The sequence below is a fragment of the Kocuria sp. KKT182 genome, from assembly GCF_055635395.1.
Genome location: NZ_CM145757.1, coordinates 1,969,086 through 1,990,741, shown reverse-complemented (window position 1 = coordinate 1,990,741; position 21,656 = coordinate 1,969,086). Strand labels below are relative to the sequence as shown.

20 protein-coding genes are annotated in these 21,656 nt (G+C 74.9%); 16 read left to right on the top strand and 4 right to left on the bottom strand.

The annotated features are described in order from the left end of the window. Nucleotides 1-2: 2 nt before the first annotated feature. The 13 genes from ACZ2G1_RS09195 to ACZ2G1_RS09135 all read left to right on the top strand — a co-directional run bounded on the left by ACZ2G1_RS09195 (nt 3) and on the right by ACZ2G1_RS09135 (nt 12,811). The gene (locus ACZ2G1_RS09195; protein WP_470376605.1) at nt 3-2,357 is read left to right on the top strand and encodes a glycoside hydrolase family 65 protein; all 2,355 of its coding nucleotides are present in this window, start codon (nt 3-5) and stop codon (nt 2,355-2,357) included. Next, nucleotides 2,354-4,159 (top strand): DNA helicase RecQ, encoded by a 1,806-nt coding sequence (gene recQ / locus ACZ2G1_RS09190; RefSeq protein ID WP_035925549.1) that lies wholly within the window; start codon nt 2,354-2,356, stop codon nt 4,157-4,159. Before ACZ2G1_RS09195 ends, recQ begins: the two co-directional genes overlap by 4 nt. Before the next feature lie 61 nt (nt 4,160-4,220). Further along, nucleotides 4,221-4,619 (top strand): TOBE domain-containing protein, encoded by a 399-nt coding sequence (locus tag ACZ2G1_RS09185; protein ID WP_017833044.1) that lies wholly within the window; start codon nt 4,221-4,223, stop codon nt 4,617-4,619. Between the two features lie 7 nt (nt 4,620-4,626). Continuing rightward, nucleotides 4,627-5,385 carry a molybdate ABC transporter substrate-binding protein gene (gene modA / locus ACZ2G1_RS09180; protein WP_470376604.1) on the top strand — a complete coding sequence of 253 codons (759 nt, stop codon included), beginning with the start codon at nt 4,627-4,629 and terminating at the stop codon, nt 5,383-5,385. Beyond that, complete coding sequence (locus ACZ2G1_RS09175; protein WP_284563212.1) at nt 5,382-6,188, top strand: ABC transporter permease; 807 nt, start codon at nt 5,382-5,384, stop codon at nt 6,186-6,188. The genes modA and ACZ2G1_RS09175 overlap by 4 nt, the downstream gene beginning before the upstream one ends. Nucleotides 6,189-6,217: 29 nt before the next feature. After that, complete coding sequence (locus tag ACZ2G1_RS09170; protein ID WP_470376603.1) at nt 6,218-6,856, top strand: sulfate/molybdate ABC transporter ATP-binding protein; 639 nt, start codon at nt 6,218-6,220, stop codon at nt 6,854-6,856. A gap of 124 nt (nt 6,857-6,980) precedes the next feature. After that, entirely contained in the window at nt 6,981-8,189 is a 1,209-nt protein-coding gene (locus ACZ2G1_RS09165) for an acyl-CoA dehydrogenase family protein (RefSeq protein ID WP_109242991.1), read from the top strand. A gap of 65 nt (nt 8,190-8,254) precedes the next feature. Beyond that, nucleotides 8,255-9,013, top strand: coding sequence for an SDR family NAD(P)-dependent oxidoreductase (locus tag ACZ2G1_RS09160; RefSeq protein ID WP_035925563.1), 759 nt, complete (start codon nt 8,255-8,257; stop codon nt 9,011-9,013). Between the two features lie 25 nt (nt 9,014-9,038). Next, nucleotides 9,039-9,620 carry an orotate phosphoribosyltransferase gene (gene pyrE / locus ACZ2G1_RS09155; RefSeq protein WP_017833050.1) on the top strand — a complete coding sequence of 194 codons (582 nt, stop codon included), beginning with the start codon at nt 9,039-9,041 and terminating at the stop codon, nt 9,618-9,620. Next, nucleotides 9,613-10,266, top strand: coding sequence for a TrmH family RNA methyltransferase (locus ACZ2G1_RS09150; protein WP_470376602.1), 654 nt, complete (start codon nt 9,613-9,615; stop codon nt 10,264-10,266). Before pyrE ends, ACZ2G1_RS09150 begins: the two co-directional genes overlap by 8 nt. Nucleotides 10,267-10,364: 98 nt before the next feature. After that, entirely contained in the window at nt 10,365-11,387 is a 1,023-nt protein-coding gene (gene fbaA, locus ACZ2G1_RS09145; protein ID WP_426120163.1) for a class II fructose-bisphosphate aldolase, read from the top strand. Between the two features lie 122 nt (nt 11,388-11,509). Further along, entirely contained in the window at nt 11,510-11,929 is a 420-nt protein-coding gene (locus ACZ2G1_RS09140; RefSeq protein ID WP_126346908.1) for a DUF3151 domain-containing protein, read from the top strand. Between the two features lie 219 nt (nt 11,930-12,148). Next, nucleotides 12,149-12,811: a GntR family transcriptional regulator gene (locus ACZ2G1_RS09135; protein WP_035925743.1), complete on the top strand. Its 663-nt coding sequence runs from the start codon at nt 12,149-12,151 to the stop codon at nt 12,809-12,811. Between the two features lie 39 nt (nt 12,812-12,850). On the opposite strand, the gene ACZ2G1_RS09130 is transcribed toward ACZ2G1_RS09135, so the two are convergent. Then, nucleotides 12,851-13,930, bottom strand: coding sequence for a trimeric intracellular cation channel family protein (locus ACZ2G1_RS09130; protein WP_470376601.1), 1,080 nt, complete (start codon nt 13,928-13,930; stop codon nt 12,851-12,853). A gap of 134 nt (nt 13,931-14,064) precedes the next feature. Here ACZ2G1_RS09130 and ACZ2G1_RS09125 point away from each other — a divergent pair, with 134 nt between their 5' ends. Continuing rightward, the gene (locus ACZ2G1_RS09125; protein ID WP_470376600.1) at nt 14,065-14,712 is read left to right on the top strand and encodes an AI-2E family transporter; all 648 of its coding nucleotides are present in this window, start codon (nt 14,065-14,067) and stop codon (nt 14,710-14,712) included. A gap of 22 nt (nt 14,713-14,734) precedes the next feature. On the opposite strand, the gene ACZ2G1_RS09120 is transcribed toward ACZ2G1_RS09125, so the two are convergent. The 3 genes from ACZ2G1_RS09120 to ACZ2G1_RS09110 are packed head-to-tail and all read right to left on the bottom strand — an operon-like array spanning nt 14,735 to nt 19,317. Further along, nucleotides 14,735-15,985: a phospholipase D-like domain-containing protein gene (locus ACZ2G1_RS09120; RefSeq protein WP_051063743.1), complete on the bottom strand. Its 1,251-nt coding sequence runs from the start codon at nt 15,983-15,985 to the stop codon at nt 14,735-14,737. Nucleotides 15,986-16,027: 42 nt separating this feature from the next. Next, nucleotides 16,028-16,501, bottom strand: a complete 474-nt coding sequence (locus ACZ2G1_RS09115) for an SHOCT domain-containing protein (protein ID WP_017833062.1) — start codon at nt 16,499-16,501, stop codon at nt 16,028-16,030. Beyond that, nucleotides 16,498-19,317 carry a winged helix-turn-helix domain-containing protein gene (locus ACZ2G1_RS09110; protein WP_470376599.1) on the bottom strand — a complete coding sequence of 940 codons (2,820 nt, stop codon included), beginning with the start codon at nt 19,315-19,317 and terminating at the stop codon, nt 16,498-16,500. The genes ACZ2G1_RS09115 and ACZ2G1_RS09110 overlap by 4 nt, the downstream gene beginning before the upstream one ends. A 152-nt stretch (nt 19,318-19,469) precedes the next feature. Between ACZ2G1_RS09110 and ACZ2G1_RS09105 the strand changes: the two genes are divergently transcribed. Beyond that, nucleotides 19,470-19,868 carry a phage holin family protein gene (locus ACZ2G1_RS09105; protein WP_035925575.1) on the top strand — a complete coding sequence of 133 codons (399 nt, stop codon included), beginning with the start codon at nt 19,470-19,472 and terminating at the stop codon, nt 19,866-19,868. Nucleotides 19,869-19,912: 44 nt separating this feature from the next. Beyond that, entirely contained in the window at nt 19,913-21,628 is a 1,716-nt protein-coding gene (locus ACZ2G1_RS09100; RefSeq protein ID WP_470376598.1) for an alpha/beta-hydrolase family protein, read from the top strand. Nucleotides 21,629-21,656: the final 28 nt, after the last annotated feature.

Sequence of the window (21,656 nt, the reverse complement as noted above, 5' to 3'; positions counted from 1 at the left end):
CCATGCCTCAACCGTCGAACGATGCCTCCTCCTGGCAGGTCCGCGAGTCCGCCCTCGACCCCGGCGCGCACGGCGCCCTGGAGTCCGTCTTCGCCCTGTCCAACGGGTACGTCGGGATCCGGGGCACGCTGGACGAGGCGCAGCCCAGCGCCTCCCGCGGGACCTTCCTGGCCGGGGTCTACGAGTACCACCCGCTGTCCTACCCCGAGGGCGGCTACGGGCACCCGGAGCACGGGCAGGCCATCATCGGCGTGGCCGACGGGAGCACCGTGCGCCTGCAGGTGGACGGGGTGCAGCTGGACGTCCGGGAGTCCCCGCCGGAGCAGCACGACCGCGTGCTCGACCTGCGCGCGGGCACGCTGCGCCGCGAGACGGAGTGGGTCACCCCGCGCGGCGCCCGGATGCGCCTGACGTCCACCCGCCTGGTCTCGCTGACCCAGCGCTCCGTCACGGCGATCCGCTACGAGGTCGAGGCGCTGGACCGCACGGTCCAGGCGGTGCTGCGCTCCGACCTGGTCGTCAACGGCACCCCGCCCAAGGTGGAGAACGAGGACCCGCGCGTGGCCGCGGTCCTGGAGCAGCCGTTCCGCGCCCGCCTCAGCCGCTGCCACGAGACCGGCGGCGTCCTGGTCCACCGCACCCACGGGAGCGAGATCGGGGTGGCCGCGGCGGTCGAGCACGAGGTCGACATGCCGGCCGGCGGCGCCGTGAGCACGCAGTGCGACGACGACCAGGTGGTCACCACCCTCGTGACCGACCTCCGGCCCGGGCAGCGGGTGGGGTTCGTCAAGTACCTCTGCCACGCGTCCTCGGACGCGGACCCCTCGGCCGACCTGCGGGAGCAGGTGCTCGCCGCGATGACCGGGGCGCGGCGGCGCGGCTGGGACGGGCTGCTCGCCGACCAGCGGGCGGAGCTGGACGAGTACTGGGACAGCGCCGAGGTGGAGATCGACAGCGACCCCGAGCTGCAGCTGGCGATCCGCTTCGACCTGTTCCAGCTCCTGCAGGCGGCGGCCTGCGTCAGCCGCGCCCCGGTCGGGGCGAAGGGGCTGACCGGCGGCGGGTACAGCGGGCACACCTTCTGGGACATCGAGGGCTTCGTGCTGCCGGCCCTGGCGCTGCTGCGCCCCCGGGACGCCGCCCGGCTCCTGCAGTGGCGCTCCTCGACCCTGGACCGGGCCCGGGAGCGGGCGCAGGTCCTGGACCTGGGCGGCGCCTCCTTCCCGTGGCGCACCATCGACGGGCACGAGACGTCGGCGTACTGGCCGGCCAGCACCGCGGCCATGCACGTCAACGCCGACATCGCGCGGGCCTTCCGCTGGTGGGCCGACGCCACCGGCGAGGACCTCACCGAGGTCGGCGGGGTCGACGTCCTGGTGGAGACGGCGCGCGTGTGGGCGGCCATGGTGCACGAGGACCACGAGGGCGGCATCCACCTCCTCGGCATGACCGGGCCGGACGAGTACACCGGCGTGGTGGACGACAACGTCTTCACCAACCTCATGGCCCGGCGCAACCTCCGGGCGGCCGCCGACGCGTGCGAGGAGCACCCCGAGCACGTGGGGCGGCTCTCCGTGACGGCGGACGAGCTCCAGCGGTGGCGGGCCCTGGCGGACGCGATCCACATCCCCTACGACGCCGTGCGCGGCGTGCACCCCTCCAACGAGGGGTTCACGACCTACCGCGAGTGGGACTTCGAGGCCAAGCGCGACGGCTACCCCGTGGAGGAGCACTTCCACTACGCCAAGATCTACCGCCGCCAGATCGTCAAGCAGGCGGACCTGGTCCTCGCCCTGTGGTGGTGCGCCGAGGCGTTCACCCCGGAGCAGACCGCCCGGGACCTGGACTACTACGAGCAGCGCACCGTCCGCGACTCGTCCCTCTCGGCCTGCGTGCAGGCCGTGGTCTGCGCCCGCGTGGGCCACCTGGACCTCGCCCTCGAGCACCTGCGCGAGTCCGCCCTCGTGGACCTGCGGGACATCCAGCAGGACGCCGAGCAGGGCCTGCACCTGGCCTCCGCCGCCGGGTCGTGGCTGGCCGTGGTCTGCGGGTTCGGGGGACTGGACACGGACGGGGGCGAGCTGCGCCTGGCCCCCCGGCTCCCGGAGCGGCTGCACCGGATCGCCTTCCGCCTCCGGTGGCACGGCCGCCGGCTCGGCGTGGAGATCACCCGCTCGGGCACGACCGTGCGGGTCCTGGACGGGGACGCCGGCGAGGTGGCGCTGCAGATCGACGGCGAGGCCCTGGCCGTCACGGCCGCGCGCCCCGCGACCGCGCCGCTGCACACGCCGCACCCGCCCACCCCCGCCCCGCACCAGCCCCCGGGACGCGCCCCGCGCGCCCCCCGCACGCCGTGACGCGCCCCGCGCCCCTCGAGGTGCTCACCCGCGTCTGGGGCTACGACGCCTTCCGCGGGCAGCAGGCCGAGATCATCGACGCGGTCACCGGCGGCGAGGACGCCCTCGTGCTCATGCCCACCGGCGGCGGCAAGAGCCTGTGCTACCAGATCCCGGCGCTCGTCCGGGAGGGCACCGGGGTGGTCATCAGCCCGCTCATCGCGCTCATGCACGACCAGGTCGACGCCCTCGAGCAGGTCGGCGTGCGCGCCGCGTACCTCAACTCCACCCAGACCGTCGAGGAGCGCCGCGACGTGGAGCGTCGACTCCTGGCCGGCGAGCTCGACCTGCTCTACCTCGCTCCCGAGCGCCTCCCGGTCGCGGCCGATCTGCTCGACCGCGCCCGCATCGCGCTCTTCGCCGTCGACGAGGCGCACTGCGTGGCCCAGTGGGGCCACGACTTCCGCCCCGACTACCTCGGGCTGACGATCCTCCACGACCGCTGGCCCGGGGTCCCGCGCATCGCCCTCACCGCCACCGCGACCGCGGAGACGCGCGAGGAGATCGTCCGCAACCTCCGCCTGGACGACGCCCGGGTCTTCGTCTCCAGCTTCGACCGGCCCAACATCCAGTACCGGGTCGGGCCCAAGAAGGACGCCCGCCGGCAGCTGCTCCAGCTCATCCGGACCGAGCACGACGGCGAGGCCGGCATCGTCTACTGCCTCAGCCGCGCCTCGGTCGAGCGCACCGCGGAGTGGCTGGCCGGCCAGGGCGTCACCGCGCTGCCGTACCACGCCGGCCTGCCCGCCGAGGTGCGCTCGCAGCACCAGACCCGCTTCCTGCGCGAGGACGGCGTCGTCATGGTCGCGACCATCGCCTTCGGCATGGGGATCGACAAGCCCGACGTGCGCTTCGTCGCCCACCTCGACCTGCCCAAGAGCGTCGAGGGCTACTACCAGGAGACCGGGCGCGCCGGGCGCGACGGGCTGCCGTCGACGGCGTGGCTGGCCTACGGGCTGCAGGACGTCGTCCAGCAGCGCCGGATGATCGAGGACGGCGAGGGGGACCGGCAGCGCAAGCGCGCCCAGACGCTGCACCTGGACGCGATGCTCGCGCTGTGCGAGACGGTGCAGTGCCGCCGCCGGCAGCTGCTGCGCTACTTCGGCGAGGCGAGCGAGCCGTGCGGCAACTGCGACACGTGCCTGGACCCGCCCGAGGCCTTCGACGGCACGGTCCCGGCGCAGAAGCTCATGTCCACGATCGTGCGGCTGCAGCGGGAGCGGGGCCAGCAGTTCGGCGCCGGGCACCTGGTGGACATCCTGCTCGGCCGGGAGACCGAGCGGGTGGTGCGGATGCGCCACACCGAGCTCACCACGTTCGGCATCGGCACCGAGCTGAGCGACCAGGAGTGGCGCGGGGTGGTGCGCCAGCTGCTCGCCCAGGGCCTGCTCCAGGTGCAGGGCGAGTACGGCGTCCTGGCGCTCACCGAGGCCGCCGGGGAGGTGCTGCGCGGGCAGCGGGAGGTGCGCCTGCGGCGCGAGCCGGAGCGGGCCAGGACCGTCCGCACGCCGAGGACCGCCGCCGCGCCGCCGGTCCTCGACCAGCCCCAGCAGGAGCTCTTCCAGCAGCTGCGGGCCTGGCGCTCCGCCGTGGCCAAGGAGCAGGGCGTGCCCGCGTACGTCGTCTTCAACGACGCGACCCTCGCCGCGATCGCCCAGGCCCGGCCGAGCTCGCTGGGGGAGCTGCGCGGCATCTCCGGTGTCGGCGACGCCAAGCTCGAGCGCTACGGCGAGGCCGTCCGCCAGGTCGTCGCCGACGCCTGATGATCCGCACCTGCGGATGCCGTGCCGGACGAATGACCGTAGATGCGGATAGCATGGCGCCATGACCGAGCTCAGGATCGCCGAGGCCGCCCGCTTCCTCGGCGTCAGCGACGACACCGTCCGGCGCTGGATCGACCAGGGCGCGCTGCACAGCACCCGGAGCGCGACCGGCCAGACCGTGGTGGACGGACTGGAGCTGGCCCGCCTGCTCAAGGAGCGCGCCGTCCGGCCCGAGGACCCCGCGCACGTCGCCAGCTCGGCGCGCAACCGGTTCGTGGGACTGGTCACCGAGGTCGTCTCGGACACCGTGATGTCCCAGGTGGAGCTGCAGTGCGGCCCGCACCGGGTGGTCTCGCTCATGAGCACCGAGGCCGTCCGGGACCTGGGCCTGGAGCCCGGCCGCGTGGCCACGGCCGTCGTCAAGTCGACCAGTGTCGTCGTCGAGACCCCCGGGGCGTGAGGCGGCGGTGCGCACCAGGGCCCCCGCCGCGGCCGTCCTCCTCGCCGCCCTCGGCCTCGGCGCCACCGGGTGCGGGACCGGCGGGGACCCCGCGACCGTTCTCGACGTCCACGCCGCCGCCTCCCTCACCGGCACCTTCACCGAGCTCGCCGAACGGTTCGAGGCGCAGCACCCGGGGGTCGAGGTGTCCCTGAGCTTCGCCGGGTCCTCCACCCTGGTCCAGCAGCTCACGGAGGGGGCGCCCGCCGACGTCCTCGCCACCGCGGACGAGCGGAGCATGGCCGGGGCCGTGGCGGCCGGCCTCGTCGACGGCGAGCCCGAGGTCTTCGCGACCAACGTCCTGACCGTGGTCGTGCCCGCCGGCAACCCCGCCGGCGTCGCGTCCTTCCGGGACCTGGCGGAGCCGGGCGTGCAGGTCGTGGTGTGCGCCCCGCAGGTGCCGTGCGGCGCCGCCCGCGAGCGGGTCCAGGAGTTCTCGGGCGTGCGGCTGAGCCCGGTGAGCGAGGAGGGCTCCGTGACGGACGTGCTCGGCAAGGTCGTCTCGGGCCAGGCGGACGCCGGCCTGGTCTACGCCACGGACGCACGCTCGGCCGGGGACGCGGTCGAGGTCGTCGAGGTCCCGCAGGCGGCGCAGGCCGTCACCCGTTCCCCCGTCGCCGCGCTCGCGGACTCCGAGGAGCCGGAGCTCGCCCGGCAGTTCACCGAGCTCGTCGCCGGCGACCGCGGCCGGGAGGTCCTGGCCGGGGCGGGGTTCGGGGCGCCGTGACCCGGCGCCGTCCCCGCGGGTTCAGCACCGTCCCCGGCTGGGTGTGGATCCCGGCGGCCCTGGGCGCCCTGGTGGTGGTCCTGCCGGTCCTCGGGATGCTCGCCCGGGTGGACGGGGGCGGCTTCCTCGGCCTGATCACCTCCGAGTCCTCCCGCACCGCGCTGTGGCTGAGCCTGCGCACCGCGACCGTCTCCACCGCGCTGTGCGTGCTCCTGGGCACCCCGCTGGCCCTGGTGCTGGCCCGCGCCCGGCTGCCCGGGGCGCGGCTGCTGCGGGCACTGGTGCTGCTGCCGCTCGTGCTGCCGCCCGTGGTCGGCGGGATCGCCCTGCTCCACACCTTCGGGCGCCACGGGCTCGTGGGGCACCACCTCGAGCTGGCGGGGATCAGCATCGCCTTCACCACCGTGGCCGTGGTGCTCGCCCAGACGTTCGTGGCGCTGCCGTTCCTCGTGGTCAGCCTCGAGGGGGCGCTGCGCAGCGCGGCGGCGGGCTACGAGGAGGTCGCGGCCACGCTCGGCGCCCGGCCCACCACCGTGCTGCGCCGGGTCACCCTCCCGCTGGTGCTGCCGGGGCTGGCCTCCGGCGCGGTGCTCTCCTTCGCCCGCTGCCTGGGCGAGTTCGGCGCCACTCTGACCTTCGCGGGCAGCCTGCAGGGGACCACCCGGACCCTGCCCCTGGAGATCTACCTGCTGCGGGAGACGGACCCGGACGCCGCCGTCGCCCTCTCGCTCGTGCTCGTGGTCGTGGCGGTCCTCGTCGTGGGGCTCTCCGCCCCCGTGCGCCGGACGGCGGGCCGGTGGTGACCGGGACGGCGACGACGGAGGGGCTGTCCGTGACCGCCCGGCTGGCCGCCCGGGACGTGGACCTCTCGCTGAGCGTCCCGCCGGGGGCCACCGTGGCGGTGACCGGCCACAACGGCGCGGGGAAGTCCACCCTCTTCGCCGTCCTCGCCGGACTGCTCGTGCCGGACACCGGCCGGTGCACCCTCGACGGGACCGTGCTCTTCGACCTCGACGCCACGGGGCGCGGGCGCTGGGTGCCCCCGCACGAGCGCGGCATCGCGCTCATGGCGCAGGAGCCGCTGCTGTTCCCGCACCTGAGCGTGCTCGAGAACGTGGCCTTCGGCCCGCGCAGCCGCGGGGCGGGCCGGGCCCGGTCGCGGACCGCCGCCCGGCACTGGCTCGCCGAGGTGGGCGCCGAGCAGTTCGCCGACCGCCGCCCGGCCCAGCTCTCCGGCGGCCAGGCGCAGCGCGTGGCGATCGCCCGGGCCCTCGCGGCCGAGCCGCGGCTGCTGCTGCTGGACGAGCCGTTCTCCGCCCTGGACGCGGCCGCCCGGCCCCTCGTCCGCGAACTCCTCGTCCGGGTCCTGGCGGAGCGCACGGCCCTGGTCATCAGCCACGACCCCGGGGACGCCGCCGCCCTCGCCGAGCACGTCGTGGTGCTCGAGCGCGGCCGGGTCGCGGCGGGCTGAGCACCGCGCCGGAGCGCTCCGGCGCCTCCCCGGCCCGCGCAGTACGATCGGGACCACCACCGTTTTCGTATGACCCGGCTCACACGACCCACCCCGTCGTGACGGGCCGACGAGAGGACCACCCATGACTCCCGTCCTGCGCGGCGAATCCCCGTCCGTGGAGCAGCACCCCGGCATCCCCTTCCCGGACGCCGACCTCTTCTGCTTCGCCGCCCTGCTCCCCCCGGAGGAGCGCGCCCGGCTGGCCGACCTGCACACCTTCCTCCAGGAGCAGGTCCGCCCCGTGGTCACGCCCTACTGGAACCGCGAGGAGTTCCCGTCCCACCTGCTCCCGGCGCTGGCCGCCCACGGGCTCGGCGAGCTCGAGCTCTCCGGGGCGAGCCGGCTCTACCGGGGCCTGGCCTACGCCGAGGTCGCCCGGGCCGACGTGTCGCTGAGCGCCCTCGTCGGGATCCACAACGAGCTCATCGTCGACCTGATCGCCGCCCTGGGCTCGGAGGAGCAGAAGAACCGCTGGCTGCCCGACCTGCGCCGCTTCCGGGCCCTCGGCGCCTTCGCCCTCACCGAGCCCGAGCACGGCTCCGACATCGCCGGCGGCCTGGCCACCACCGCGACCCGGGACGGGGACGAGTGGGTGCTCACCGGGACCAAGCGCTGGATCGGCGCCGGCACGATCGCCGACGTCGCGATCGTCTGGGCCCGCGACACCGCCGACGGGAAGGTCAAGGGCTTCCTCGTGGAGACCGACCGGCCGGGCTGGTCCGCCACGAAGATCGAGCACAAGATCGGGCTGCGGATCATGCAGAACGCCGACATCGTCCTGGACGAGGTCCGCATCCCGGCGGACAACGCCCTGCCCGGGGCGCAGGACTTCGCCGCGGCCAACGTGATGCTGCGCAACTCCCGCGCCTGGGTGGGCTGGCAGAGCGCCGGGGTCCAGCTCGCGATCTTCGACGTCGCCCGCGACTACGCCCTGACCCGGCGGCAGTTCGGCCGCCCGCTCGCGAAGTTCCAGCTCGTCCAGGAGCCCCTCGCCCGGATCCTCGGCAACGCCACGGCCGCCCTGGGCCTCATGGCCCAGATCGCCCGGCTCCAGGAGGACGGGGGCTTCGACATGCCCCACGCCGCGCTGGCCAAGGCCACCACCACGTCCCTGGCCCGCGAGTCCGCGGCCCTGGGCCGGAACCTGCTCGGCGGCAACGGCGTGGTCACCGACCACGAGATGGCCAAGCTCTTCAACGACGTCGAGATCCTCTACACCTACGAGGGCACCTACGAGATCAACGCCCTGATCGTGGGCCGCGCCGTCACCGGCGTCTCCGCGTTCGTCTGAGCCGGGTCCCCGCACCACCGTCCGGCCCCCACCGCCCCGAGCAGCCCCTTCCGAAAGGACCCCGCATGGACGTCACCGACACCTCCGCCCTCGTCACCGGCGCCGCCTCGGGCCTCGGCGCGGCCACCGCCGCGATGCTCGCCGGGCGCGGCGTGCGGGTCTTCGGCGTGGACCTCCCGGCCGCGCTCGAGAACGCCCCCGACGTCCCCGGCGTCACCCGCGTGCCCGCCGACGTCACCGACCGGGAGCAGGTGCGCGGGGCCGTGGCGGCCGCGGCCGGCGCCGGGCCCCTGCGCACCGTGGTCAACTGCGCCGGCATCGGCCCCTCGGCCCGGGTGCTGGGGAAGAAGGGGGTGCACGACCTCGACCTGTTCGAGACCGTGCTGCGCGTGAACCTCCTCGGCACCTTCACGGTCCTCGCCCTGGCCGCGGAGCGGATCGCCGCCACCGACCCCGTCGACGACGACGGCCAGCGCGGGCTGGTCGTCAACACGGCCTCCGTCGCCGCGTTCGAGGGGCAGGTGGGGCAGGCCGCCTACGCGGCGTCGAAGGGCGGGGTGCACAGCTTAGGGCTCACCGCGGCCCGGGACCTCGCGAGCGCCGGCATCCGGGTGAACACCATCGCCCCCGGCGTGATCGAGACGCCCATGCTCGCGGCGGTGGGCGAGGAGTTCCGGGCCGCGCTCGCGGCGGGTGTGCCGTTCCCGCGCCGGCTCGGCCGGCCCGGGGAGTTCGCCCAGCTCGTGGCGGCGTTCCTCGACAACGACTACCTCAACGGCACCACCGTCCGGATGGACGGGGCGCTGCGCATGGCGCCCCGCTGAGAGACCGCCCCATAGACTGGGGCCCATGACCACCGACTTCTCGCCCGTCGACCTCGCGACGGCCCGCGACCGCCTCCGCCAGCTGATCATCGACCTCGCCGTGGTGCGGGGCCGGGTCACGCTCGCCAGCGGCATCGAGGCCGACTACTACGTGGACCTGCGCCGCGTGACCCTCCACCACGAGGCGTCGCGCTACGTGGGTCAGGTGATGCTGGCGCTGCTCGACGAGGCCGGGATCTCCTGCGCCGCCGTGGGCGGGCTGACCATGGGGGCGGACCCCGTGGGCCACGCGATCATGCGCACGGCGGGGGACCAGGGCCGGGCCGTCGACACGTTCGTGGTCCGCAAGGCCCAGAAGAGCTACGGGATGGGCCGCCAGGTCGAGGGCCCCCCGGTGCAGGGCCGCGACGTCGTCGTCGTGGAGGACACCTCCACGACCGGCGGGTCCGCGCTCACCGCGGTGGAGGCCCTGCAGCGGGCCGGCGCCAACGTGGTGGCCGTGGCGATCATCGTGGACCGGCGGACCGGCGCCAAGGAGCGCATCGAGGAGACGGCGGGCGTGCCGTGCCTCTACGCCTTCACGAAGGACGAGCTCGGGCTTGACTGACCCCGTCGACGGGACCGGCGCCGCGGGACCGGCCCCCGCTGTGGGCGTCGGCCCCTGGGCGGGCCCGTGGCCCGTGGGGGAGCAGTGGGACCCGGAGCTGCTCGAGCACGGGGACCGGCGCAACGTCGTGGACGCCTACCGGTACTGGACGATGGACGCGATCGTGGCCGATCTGGACACCCGCCGGCACGGGTTCCACGTGGCGGTCGAGAACTGGCAGCACGACCTGAACATCGGCTCGGTGGTGCGCACCGCCAACGCGTTCCTCGCCCGGGAGGTGCACATCGTCGGCAGACGGCGCTGGAACCGCAGGGGCGCGATGGTCACCGACCGGTACCAGCACCTGCGCCACCACGCGAGCGTCGAGGAGTTCGCCGCCTGGGCGGACGCCGAGGGCCTGCCCGTGATCGGGATCGACAACTTCCCCGACTCGCAGCGGCTCGAGACCTACGACCTGCCCGAGCGCTGCGTGCTGGTGCTCGGCCAGGAGGGGCCGGGGCTGAGCCCCGAGATGCACGCCGCGGCCGGGGCCACCCTGTCGATCGCCCAGTTCGGCTCGACCCGCTCCATCAACGCCTCCGCGGCGGCCGCGGTGGCGATGCACGCCTGGGTCCGGCGCCACGTCTTCGGCCAGCCGGTCGCCTGACGGGCGACCCGCCGCGTCCACCCGCCGTCCCCCGTCGTCCCGCGGCGCGGCTTTGGCTAGAGTGGGAGCCAGGCCACACCCGAACCGAAGGAGCCAGCATGCCCATCGCAACCCCTGATGTCTACGCCGAGATGATCGACCGGGCCAAGGAGAAGGGTTTCGCCTACCCGGCGATCAACGTCACCTCCTCCCAGACCCTCAACGCCGCCATCCGCGGCTTCGCCGAGGCCGGCTCGGACGGCATCATCCAGGCCTCCACCGGCGGCGCCGCCTACTGGTCCGGGGCCTCCGTCAAGGACATGGTCAACGGCTCGCTCGCGATGGCCGCCTTCGCCCGCGAGGTCGCCAAGAACTACGACGTCAACATCGCCCTGCACACCGACCACTGCCCGCAGGACAAGCTCGAGGGCTTCGTGCTGCCGCTGCTCGAGGAGTCGGAGCGGGCCGTGGCCCGCGGGGAGGACCCGATCTTCCAGTCCCACATGTGGGACGGCTCCGCCATCGAGCTCGACGAGAACCTCAGGATCGCCCAGGACCTGCTGGCCCGCACGAACAAGGCCAAGATCATCCTCGAGGTCGAGATCGGCGCGGTCGGCGGCGAGGAGGACGGCGTCGAGAACGAGATCAACGAGAAGCTGTACTCCACCGTCGAGGACGGTCTCGCCACGGTCGAGGCCCTCGGCGCCGGCGAGAACGGCCGCTACCTCACCGCCCTGACCTTCGGCAACGTGCACGGCGTGTACAAGCCCGGCGGGGTCAAGCTGCGCCCCGAGCTGCTGCAGCAGATCCAGGCCGAGGTCGGCAAGAAGCTCGGCCAGGACCGCCCGTTCGACCTCGTCTTCCACGGCGGCTCCGGCTCCTCCGCCCAGGAGATCGCCGACGCCGTCTCCTACGGCGTGGTCAAGATGAACGTGGACACCGACACCCAGTACGCCTTCACCCGCCCCATCGCCGGGTTCATGTTCGCCAACTACGACGGCGTCCTGAAGATCGACGGCGAGGTCGGCAACAAGAAGAAGTACGACCCGCGCGTGTGGGGGGCCCTGGCCGAGGAGTCCATGGCCGCCCGCGTGGTCGAGGCCTGCCAGAACCTCGGCTCCGCCGGGACCTCCGTCAAGTAGCCGCCCCTCCGCGGCTGCGGAGCACGACGGCGGCGTCCTGCCCGAGCGGGGCGCCGCCGTCGTTCCCGCGCCCGTCCCGCACGCCCCCGAAGTCCCGCGCACCGAAAGGACCCCCGTCCCCCATGAGTCTCACCGGCAAGAACCTGCTCGGCGGCCCCGAGCCCACCTTCCTCACCGAGGACCCGGGCCTGGTCGAGCGCATCGAGGCGGGCGACGAGGCGGAGGACCTCGCCGCGCGCTTCCCGAAGGCATCCCTCGCGTGGGCCATGTGCGCCGAGGACGCCCTCGCCGAGGGCCGCGTCCTCGAGGGCTACGCCTTCGCCCGCGTGGGCTACCACCGTGGCCTCGACGCCCTGCGCGGCCACGGGTGGAAGGGCCACGGGCCCGTCCCGTTCTCCCACGAGCCCAACCGCGGCTTCCTGCGGGCGCTCGCGGCCCTGGGCCGGGCCGCCGCGGCCATCGGCGAGTTCGACGAGGCCGAGCGGATCCAGAAGTTCCTCAACGACTCGGACCCCACCGCCGCGGAGCAGCTGCAGCGCTGACCCGGCGGTCGCCAGGGCCCGGGGGACGTCGGAGGACGGCTCCCGGGCCCTCGTCGTGTCCGCGTCCTTCCCCGGAGGCCTCCGTCGAGCGCCGCCTCGGACCTGAGGAGTTGGATCTCGTCCGGCACCGGCTTACAGTTTGATTGTCGACAATCAAGCCGCACCGGGTCCACTCGCCCCGGGCCGGAGGAGAGACCCGGACGAGAGATGGAGAGCAGCATGGCAGCCCGGTCGGCCCTTCCCCCCGTGGTCCAGGAGTCGACCCCTGCGCTCATCGCCAGGATCCTGCGGGAGGCCATCGCCGACGGCCGCTTCCCGCCCGGGAGCCAGCTCGTGGAGCAGGAGCTGGCCAGGGAGCTCAACGTGAGCCGGGGACCCCTGCGCGAGGCCATGCAGCGGCTCACGCAGGAGGGCCTGCTCGTGGGCCACCGCAACCGCGGGCTGTTCGTGATGGAGCTGACCGAGGACGCGGTCCGGGACATGTACCTCGCCCGGGAGGCCGTGGAGTGCGCGGCCGTGCGCCGGATCGTGGCCACGGGCACCGGGCCCCGGGCCGCCGAGGCGCTGGCCGTGCCGCTGGCCGAGATGCGGGCCGCCGCCCCGGAGCCGAACGGGCGCGCGATGTCGGAGGCGGACCTGCACTTCCACGAGCTGCTCGTGGAGCTCGCCGGCAGCCCCCGGCTGCTCGGCATGCACCGGACGCTGCTCACCCAGATCCGGATGTCCCTGACCGGCATGCAGGGGACCTACGGGTCCGCCGACGCCCGCCTCCGGGAGCACACCGAGATCGCGGAGGCGCTCGACGCGCAGGACGCGGACCGTGCGGACACGCTGCTGCGGGCCCACATGCAGGACGGACTCGAGCGGGTCCTGGGCGCCTGACCGGGCTGCGCCCCTGCCCGCGCGCGGGCCGGCGGGGCGTCAGGACGCGCCGGGCTCCTCGCCGCGGCCGGGACCGCCGGGCCGGCGCGGACGCCACATCGGGCGGGGCCAGTCCCTGCGGGGCAGGCGCACGTTCCACTCGCCCGCCCCGGGCAGCCGCCACCCCCGGCGCCGGGCCACCACGGTGACCGTGGCGGCGGTGAGGATCGCCGCGGCCATGCCCCAGTTGGGGTAGCCCAGACCGTGCAGCACCGCCATCTCGGCGCTGCCGATCACCGCCCCGGTCGCGTAGAGGGTGTTGCCGCCGAAGATCATCGGCAGCCGCCCCACCGCGATGTCGCGGATCATCCCGCCGCCCACGGCGGTGATCACCCCGATCATGACGGCCGGCAGCCAGGTCAGTCCCACGTCGAGGGCCTTGCCCGTGCCCGTCGCCGCCCAGCAGCCCAGGGCCAGGGCGTCGGCCACCACCAGGACGCGGTTGGTCCACTTCCCCCGGAACTGCAGGAAGAACGCGATGGTGGCGCCGGCGATCGCCGTGATCAGGTACGCGGGGTTCGTCAGGGCCACGGGGAAGCCGACCTGCAGGAGGGTGTCGCGCAGCAGCCCCCCGCCGAGCGCGGAGACGACGGCCAGGAACGCGAAGCCGACGGGGTCCATCTTCAGCTGGCGCGCCACCACCCCGCCCAGGACGCCGTTGGTCAGCACGCCGAGCAGGTCGACGGCGTCGAAGGCCGCGCTCGGGTCGAGATCCTCCACGGCCACCACGACCACCACCGCCTCTCCCGCGTCACGCCGACGCCCGAGGGTAGCACCGTCTCCCGCGCCCCTGCTGGCCACCGCGGCGGCGTTCCTGGGCATCCTCGCTCTGGTGGGCGGGGTGGTGACGGGCATCGTGCTCGCGGTCCGCAGCGAGTGGGACAACCTCTCGGCCTCGGCCGTGGAGGGGTGGGAGGAGCTGCAGTGCGTGATCATGTCCGGGCCCCTGCCCGTGGACACCGCCTCCCTGGACGCGCTGCTCCAGCGGGCCACCGACTTCCTCACGTCCAGCGCGTTCGCCGGGGGAGCCATCAGCGGGCTCACGGCCGCCACCGAGTTCCTCGCCGGCGTGGTGCTCATGACCGTCGTCCTGTTCTTCTTCCTGAAGGACGGCGCGAAGATGTGGAACTTCACGCTGCGCTGGTTCCACGGCGGGACCCGGGCGCGGCTCGCCGAGTCCGGGGACCGGGCGGTCCAGGTGCCCGGCGGTCCAGGTGCTCGGCGGCTACGTGCGCGGCGGCTACGTGCGCGGCACCGCGGTCGTCGCCGCCGTCGACGCGGTGTTCATCGGGGTGCCCCTGGCCCTGCTCGGGGTGCCCTTGGCGCTGCCGCTGGCCGTCATCGTGTTCATCGGCGGGTTCGTCCCGATCGTCGGCGCCACGGCCGAGGGGATCCGGGCCGCCCTGGTCGCGCTCGTGACCAACGGCCCGTGGACCGCCCTGATCGTGGCCGGCGTCGTCGTCGTCAACCAGATCGAGGGCGACCTCCTCCAGCCCGTGGTGATGGGCCGGACCCTGAGCCTGCACGCGATCGTCGTGCTGCTGGCCCTCACGGTGGGCACCATCGTCGGCGGGATCTTCGGGGCCATCCTCGCCGTGCCGATCACCGCGGTGGGCTGGGCCGTGATCCAGGTGTGGAGCGACCGGTACCAGGCGGGGGAGGACCCGGTGCTGGGACCGGACCCGCTCGACCCCCAGGACACCGCCCGGTCCAAGGCGAGCATGGCCGAGCGGTGGAAGTACCAGCGGATGCGCTACCAGCACCGCCCCGGCGGCCGGCTCGGGGCCACGGGGCACGACGCCCGCGGGCGTCCGCACGACGGGCCCGCCCCGGCCGGGGACGAGCCGGACGGGCAGGCCTGAGCGGCCCCGGAGGGCCACGGCGTCACAGGAAGGGGCGCAGCGGCACCAGGACGGTCTCGGCGAACCAGGCCGCGGGGGACCGCTCGTCCCACCGGCCCGCGGTCAGCTCCCGGCAGTTCTCGCTGTCGGCGGCGAAGACCGCCTCCATGTCCGCGGCCACGTCCCGGTCGTGGATCTCGAGGTTCGTCTCGTAGTTGAAGCCCAGGCTCAGCCGGTCGATGTTGGCGGTGCCGACGATCGACCACTGCCCGTCGATCGTCGCGGTCTTGGCGTGGATCATGGCGTGGCGGTAGAGCAGCACGGTGATGTCCGCGGCCAGCAGGGTCGAGTAGAAGCCGCGGGAGAGCCAGTCGGCGAGCACGTGGTTGGAGTCCTCGGGCAGGATGACGCGCACGTCCACGCCCCGCCGGGACGCCTCGATCAGGGCGGAGAGGATCTGCTGGTCGGGGATGAAGTAGGCGGTGGTCAGGTAGATGTGGTCCGTGGCCCGGTGGATCGCGTCGAGGTAGACGCTGCGGATCGGGTACACGAGGCTGGCCGGGATGTTGTTGATCGCGCGCACCCGCGAGTCCCAGGAGCCGGGGTTCACGTGCGGGAGCTTCGGCCGCCGCGCCGAGGGGTGGTTCCACACCGCGGCGAAGGAGTGGCCCAGCTCGAAGGCGGCGGGGCCGGTGAGCCGCACGTGGGTGTCCCGCCACTGCGTGGCGTAGAGCGAGCCGAGGTTGTAGCCGCCCACGAACCCGACCTCGTCGTCGACCACCAGCAGCTTGCGGTGGGTCAGCCCGGTCGCCTGCAGCGGGCTCAGCAGCAGGCGCGGGCGCAGGACGGGGAACCGGAAGACGTGCACGTCCGGGTGGAAGCGGTAGAAGCCGCGGGGCACCACGAGGTTGCCGAAGCCGTCGTACATGACGTGCACCTCGACACCGCGGGCGGCGGCGTCGTTGACGGCGTCCAGGAACTCGCGCCCGACCTCGTCGTCCTTCCAGATGAAGGTCTCCAGCAGCACCCGGTGCCGGGCGCCGCGGATCGCGGCGAGCATGTCCCGGTAGAGGTCCTCGCCGTAGGTGTAGATCGTGGTGCCGGTCTCCGCGACCGTGTGCTCGAACGTGCCCGGGCGGGGGAACCCGGAGCGCCTCGAGCGGCTCCGGCGCTTGATCGCGTCGGTGGCCACCAGGGTGGCCACCACCGCCGCCTGCACGGCCACCATGCCCAGGGCGGAGCGGACGGCGAACGAACGGAGCAGGCGGGGCCCGGAGGAACGAGGAATTCTCATCCGCGAAGCCTACCCGGGCGCCGCCGGCGGTGCGGGGCGGCCTCAGACCGTCCGCGCCGCCGCCCGGCCCGCGGCGTCGTCCTCCGCACCGTCCTCCGCGCCGCCACCCGTCGACGACGACGGCGCTGCGGTCGTGCCGCCGGCGGTCGGCCCGTCCGCGCCCGGGGAGCCGTCGCCCAGGAGCCGGGCCTTCTCGGCCTCGAACTCCCCGGCGGTCAGCGCGCCGCGGTCCCGGAGGTCCGCCAGGAGCGTCAGCTGGTGGGCACGGCCCCCGTCACCCGGCCCCGGACGCGACCGGGCCGCCGCGAGGCGCTGCTCCTCGGCGGCGCCGACGGACCGGGTGAGGAGATAGACCAGCGGTCCCACGAACGGCAGCAGGACGATCACGAGCGCCCACAGCACCTTCGTCCCGCCCCTGATGTCCTCACGGCGGGTGATGTCGACCAGCGCCACGCCCCAGAGCAGGGCCAGCGGCGTCCAGATCACCAGCAGCCACAGAAACTCCCAGAAGTTCATGAGGTCCTCCCCGGTCCGGCGGGGCTCTCGGCGTCCCCGGGTTCACCTCCAGGGTCCCGCTCCGCCGCGGGCCGGGCCTCACCCGGCGCGGGTGATCCGGGGGACCCGTCGAGGGTCGTGTGCTCCAGGAGGCCGAGCGTCCGGGCGCGGAGCACGGCCTCCCGCCGGGTGCTGACGCCGAGCTTGCGGTACAGGGACTTCAGGTGCGCCTTGATGGTGTTCACCGACAGGTACAGCTCGGCGCCGACCTCCGTGTTGCTCATCATCGTCGGCAGCAGCAGGAGCACGCTGCGCTCGCGGCTGGTCAGCGACTCCAGCACGGCCGGTGCGCGGGTGGGGGTGCTGCCGCCGAGGAGGTCCAGGACGGTCCCGACGAACTCCCGGTGCGTGCCCACGGCCCGCCGGTGCAGCTCCAGCAGTCTCCTGACCCGCTGCCCGTCCACGAGCAGGAAGGGGCGCACGATGTGCTCGGGGGCCGCCACGGCCAGACAACGCCCGAGGCAGGCGTGGGCCTGCACCTCGTCGCGGAGCCGGTCGTGGGCGAGGGCCGCCAGCAGCCAGGCCTCGACGGCGGGTCCTCCGTCCACCTCGGTCTCCCGGAACAGGTGCTGCAGCTGCCGCAGGCACTGCGCGGGGTCGTTGGTCTCCAGCAGGGCCCGGGCCCGCAGGACGATCCGGTGCCCGTGGGGCCGCCCCCGGGACGGGGCGGTGACGGGCGGGTCGCCGAGCAGCGCCGGGACGGCGGCGTGCCGTCCCTCCGCCAGGAGGATCTCGGCCCGGACCAGCTCGCACCACTGGGCGAGGAAGTCCGGCATCGCCCAGTCCTGCGTGCTCCCGCGCAGTCGCCCCAGGAGGTGCCGGGCCGCGGTCACGTCCCCCTTCGAGAGCTCGAGCCGCACGCCCACCAGGGCCAGGCCGGTCTCCGCGTAGCGGTCCGGCACCCGGCCCACGCACGCCCTCCCGCGGTCGAGGGCGGCGGCGCAGGCCCCGACGTCGTGCTCCAGGAGCCGGATCACCGCCTCCGCCAGGAACGCCGTGGCCGTCAGCGGGAGGAAGGTCCAGCCGGACTCCTCCGCGACGGCCAGTGCGACGTCCACCTCGCGGCGAGCCTCCCGCAGCCGGCCGCGCATCGCCTTCAGGGCGGCGAGGTTCCCGTGCAGGTGCAGCGCGAGCACCGGGGTCATGGCGGAGCGGTCCGCGAGAGCTGCCACCGTCCGGGTGAGGGTGGTCTCGGCGGCGCCGAGCTCACCGGTCCACAGGAGGCCCATGGCCAGCACCGTGGCGGTGGCGATGCGGTACACGGGGGCGGCCGGGAGCTCCTCGGGGAGCACCTCGTCCAGCTGCCGGATCGCGGTCCTGGAACGGCGGACCTGCTCGGTGGCGTCCGCGTGCATCCACGCCAGAACGGCGTCGAGCGTGGAGAGCACCACCGTGGTCAGCCGGGCGTCCTGCGCGGACAGCCGGGGCAGCAGCTCGCGGGCGCGCGCGGCGTGGGAGGCGACCCCCACCGGGTCGTAGGCGGCGTAGCGCACGGCGGCGACCGCGGCGGCCACCTCGCAGTCCCGGGCGACCAGCTCGTCCGGCACGCCGCTGAGCAGCGCGACGACGGCCGCGCGGTCCGTGCCCAGGACCTCCGCGCCGGCGCTGCGCAGGACGAACCGGGCCAGCGCCGGCCAGTCCTGCGCCGCGCGCAGGTGCCGGGCCGCTTCGAGCAGCTCCCCGTGGGCCGCGAACCAGCCCGCGGCGCGCCGGTGCAGGACGGCCTGCCGCGCGGGGTCCTCCGCCCTGAGCCGGTGGCGCAGCAGGTCGGCGAAGAGGTGGTGGTAGCGGTACCACTTCCGCCGGTCGTCGAGGGCGACCACGAAGAGGTTCTCGTGCTCGAGCCTGGCCAGCAGCCGCTGGCCGTCGCTGCGGCCCGTCAGGGTGTCGGCGAGCTCGCCCGAGACGCGCCGGACCACGCAGGTGTCGAGCAGGAACCGGGTCAGCGCGGGCTCCTGCTGCGCGAGGACCTCCTCGGTGAAGTAGTCGGCGGGACCGCGCTGGTCCCCGGCCAGTCCGCGGACGGCCGCGCCCACGTCCTCGGCGCCCTCGAGGGCCAGCGCGGCGAGACGGAGCCCTGCCGCCCAGCCCTCCGTCCTCGTCAGCAGCACGGCCAGCTGCGGCGGTGTGGGGGCGACCTCTTGGGCGGCGAGGAGCTCCAGGGCCTCCGCGGGGTCGAAGCGGAGGTCGTCGGCGCGGAGCTCCGTCAGCCGGCCGCTCAGCCGCAGCCGCTGCAGCGGCAGGTCCGGGTCGCTGCGGGTGGCGATCACCGGGCGGAGGGCGCCGAGGTCCTTCCGGGCCGCCGCGGCCAGGGTCTCCTCGGCGGGCGAGCCCGCGATGCGGTGCAGGTCGTCGAGCACGAGCACCCGCGGCGCCGGGAGCAGCCCGCAGGCCTCCACCAGGAGGTCGACGAAGCGGGGGTCGTGGGTCGGCGGGGCGCGCAGACCGGCCAGGGCGCTCCCGGGGCCGACGTCGGACGCGGCCTGCAGGGACGCCAGGACGCGGGCCCAGAGCTGCTGGGGGTCCCGGTCCTCGGGCTCCACCGACAGCCAGGCCACGGGCGGGCGGCGCGGTGCGGCCCACCCCGACAGGAGCAGCGTCTTGCCCGCCCCCGCCGGGGCGGAGACGACCACGGTGCCGGCGGCCACCCCGGCGTCGAGCATCCGCTCGAGACGCGGGCGGCGCACCGTCCTGGCGGGCACCCGGGGGATCGAGGAGCGCGTGGCGGACAGCGGTTCCGGCGGCGGTGGACGAGCCCCGCTCCGTTCGCCCGTCATGCTTGGAGGCTACTCCAGGAGCCCGGATGCCGGAATTGTGTCCGGCCGGCCCGCCGCATCACCCGTCGCGGGTGATGCGGGGCCCGGCCGTGGGCGCGACAGTGGGAGCACCGTCCGGCAGGCAGCGGGGCGCAGCAGGACAGGAGACAGCCATGGTCGTGTCGCTTCTCGTGCGGTGGGCGGTGCTGGCGGGGGCGGTCGAGCTCACCGCGTGGTTGCTCCCGGGGTTCTCCATCGAGGGCGGTCTGCTCTCCCACCTGGTGGTGGCGCTGTTCATCGGCCTCTGCAACGTGCTCGTGCCGCTCGTCACCGCCCGGCTGCCCCAGCCGGGGTCGGTGGTGCTGCTGGCGCTGCTCACCCTGGCGGTGAACGCGGTGCTCATCTGGGTCTTCTCCGCCCTGACGGGCCTGCTGGCCGTCTCCGGGCTGCTCGTCGCCGCGCTGGCGGCGCTGCTCATCTCGGTCTTCGCCGCCGTGCTGTCCCTGGTGGCCGATCGGCTCCTGGCCGCGCGCGCCCAGCGCACCGGTCCGGCCCCCGCCACTCGCGGGTGAGGCGCCCCGCAGGCGCCGGGAGGGGCGGCGACTACGCTCGTGCCATGGACCCCGGTTCCAGCGCCTCCGCCGTGGCGCGCTCGATCGGCCTCGTGCTCGGGCTCGGCCTCTCCGTGGCGGCGGTGACGCCCTCCCTGCTGCCGCGGCCGCCCGTCTTCCAGGGCTTTCTCGCCGGGGTCGGTTTCACGCTCGGCCACGGCCTGGGGGTCCTGCTCGTGGGGCTCGTGCTCCGGGCCGCTGCCGCCCGCCGCACCGGCGGACTCCCACCGGCCCGGGGCTCCGGGCGCGACTCCCGCCGGACCGCCGTGCGGGAGTGGGCGGCGGCCGCCGCCCTCGTGGTCCTGGGCTCGCTGGCCCTGTCCGCCCTGGTGGTCGAGTGGCAGAACGACGTCCGCGCGAACGTGGACATGCCCCCTCGGGCCGCCGCCGGGCTGGGCCCGTTCCTGCTGTCCTGGGCGCTGACCTCCGCGGCGGGACTGGGGCTCCTGGGCGCGCTGGGCGCCGTGCGGCGGCGCGCCCGCGACCTCGCCCGCCGTCGCGGCGCCGGCGCGGGCGCGGCCTCGGCCGTCTCCGTGGCCGCCGCGGGCACGGCCGTCCTCCTGGCCGTCCTGCTCGTGGTGCTCGGCGTGCTGGCCGCGGCGGACCGGGTCTACGCGGCACGGGACGCGACGACCCCCGAGGGCGTCGTCGAGCCCGGCTCCCGGTGGCGCTCGGCGGGCGGGGACTCGCCGGTGCGCTGGGAGGCGCTCGGCATGCAGGGCCGCGCCTTCGTCGGCGGCGGGCCCACCCCGGCGCAGATCGAGGAGGTGACGGGCCGTCCCGCGGCGGAGCCGGTGCGGGTCTACGTGGGTCTGGACCAGGCCGAGACGGCCGAGGAGCGCGCCGCCCTGGCCGTGGACGAGCTGCGCCGCACCGGCGGCTTCGAGCGGGAGGTGCTGGTGGTGGCCGCGCCCACCGGGTCGGGCTGGCTCGAGCGCCAGTCCGTGGACACCGTGGAGTACCTCAACGGGGGGCGCACGGCGATCGTGGCGACGCAGTACTCCTACCAGCCCAGCTGGGTCTCCTTCCTCTTCGCCCCGGAGCTGCCCCGCGCCTCGAGCCGGGCGCTGTTCGACGCCGTGCACGCCGAGTGGGCGCGGATGCCGGCGGGGGACCGCCCCCGGCTGGTGGTGTACGGGCTGAGCCTCGGCGCCTCCGGGATGCAGTCCGTGTTCGCCGACGTCCCGGAGATGACCCGCCGCACGGACGGCGCCGTGTTCACCGGCCCGCCGAACAACGCCCAGCCCTGGCGGAGCCTGCAGGAGGGCCGCGACCCCGGCAGCCCCGTGTGGCAGCCGGTCCTGGACCAGGGCCGGACCGTGCGCTGGCTCTCCGTCCCGGGGGACTTCGACGCCGTGCCCGGGCCGTGGGAGCGCCCGCGGATCGCCTACCTCCAGCACGCCACGGACCCCATCACCTGGCTGGACCCCGCCGTGATCTGGCAGCGGCCGGAGTGGCTGGCGGGATCGCAGGCCGAGGGCGGGCGCGCCGCGGACGTGAGCGACGCGATGGTGTGGATCCCGCTCCTGACCTACCTCCAGCTGGCCGTGGACATGGTCCTGGGCGAGGCCGTCCCGGCCGGCCACGGGCACAACTACGGGGACGTCGCCGTGGACGCGTGGGCCGCCGTCCTGCCGGAGCACGGCCTGGACGGGCCGGCCCTGGACCGCGTCCGGGAGGTCATCGCCGCCTACCCCTACGAGGACGCCGGGGCGGACTGAGGCCGGCGGCCGGGCGGGGCGCGGTCGT

Excerpts from the sequence above, each read along its gene's own strand:
- ACZ2G1_RS09195 (WP_470376605.1), top strand. The coding sequence starts at position 3 with ATGCCTCAACCGTCGAACGATGCCTCCTCCTGGCAGGTCCGCGAGTCC.
- ACZ2G1_RS09185 (WP_017833044.1), top strand. The coding sequence starts at position 4,221 with ATGACCGAGCTCAGGATCGCCGAGGCCGCCCGCTTCCTCGGCGTCAGC.
- ACZ2G1_RS09165 (WP_109242991.1), top strand. The coding sequence starts at position 6,981 with ATGACTCCCGTCCTGCGCGGCGAATCCCCGTCCGTGGAGCAGCACCCC.
- ACZ2G1_RS09160 (WP_035925563.1), top strand. The coding sequence starts at position 8,255 with ATGGACGTCACCGACACCTCCGCCCTCGTCACCGGCGCCGCCTCGGGC.
- pyrE (WP_017833050.1), top strand. The coding sequence starts at position 9,039 with ATGACCACCGACTTCTCGCCCGTCGACCTCGCGACGGCCCGCGACCGC.
- fbaA (WP_426120163.1), top strand. The coding sequence starts at position 10,365 with ATGCCCATCGCAACCCCTGATGTCTACGCCGAGATGATCGACCGGGCC.
- ACZ2G1_RS09140 (WP_126346908.1), top strand. The coding sequence starts at position 11,510 with ATGAGTCTCACCGGCAAGAACCTGCTCGGCGGCCCCGAGCCCACCTTC.
- ACZ2G1_RS09135 (WP_035925743.1), top strand. The coding sequence starts at position 12,149 with ATGGCAGCCCGGTCGGCCCTTCCCCCCGTGGTCCAGGAGTCGACCCCT.
- ACZ2G1_RS09130 (WP_470376601.1), bottom strand. The coding sequence starts at position 13,930 with ATGAGCACCACGCCGGCGAGGAACTCGGTGGCGGCCGTGAGCCCGCTG.
- ACZ2G1_RS09120 (WP_051063743.1), bottom strand. The coding sequence starts at position 15,985 with ATGAGAATTCCTCGTTCCTCCGGGCCCCGCCTGCTCCGTTCGTTCGCC.
- ACZ2G1_RS09115 (WP_017833062.1), bottom strand. The coding sequence starts at position 16,501 with ATGAACTTCTGGGAGTTTCTGTGGCTGCTGGTGATCTGGACGCCGCTG.
- ACZ2G1_RS09110 (WP_470376599.1), bottom strand. The coding sequence starts at position 19,317 with ATGACGGGCGAACGGAGCGGGGCTCGTCCACCGCCGCCGGAACCGCTG.
- ACZ2G1_RS09105 (WP_035925575.1), top strand. The coding sequence starts at position 19,470 with ATGGTCGTGTCGCTTCTCGTGCGGTGGGCGGTGCTGGCGGGGGCGGTC.
- ACZ2G1_RS09100 (WP_470376598.1), top strand. The coding sequence starts at position 19,913 with ATGGACCCCGGTTCCAGCGCCTCCGCCGTGGCGCGCTCGATCGGCCTC.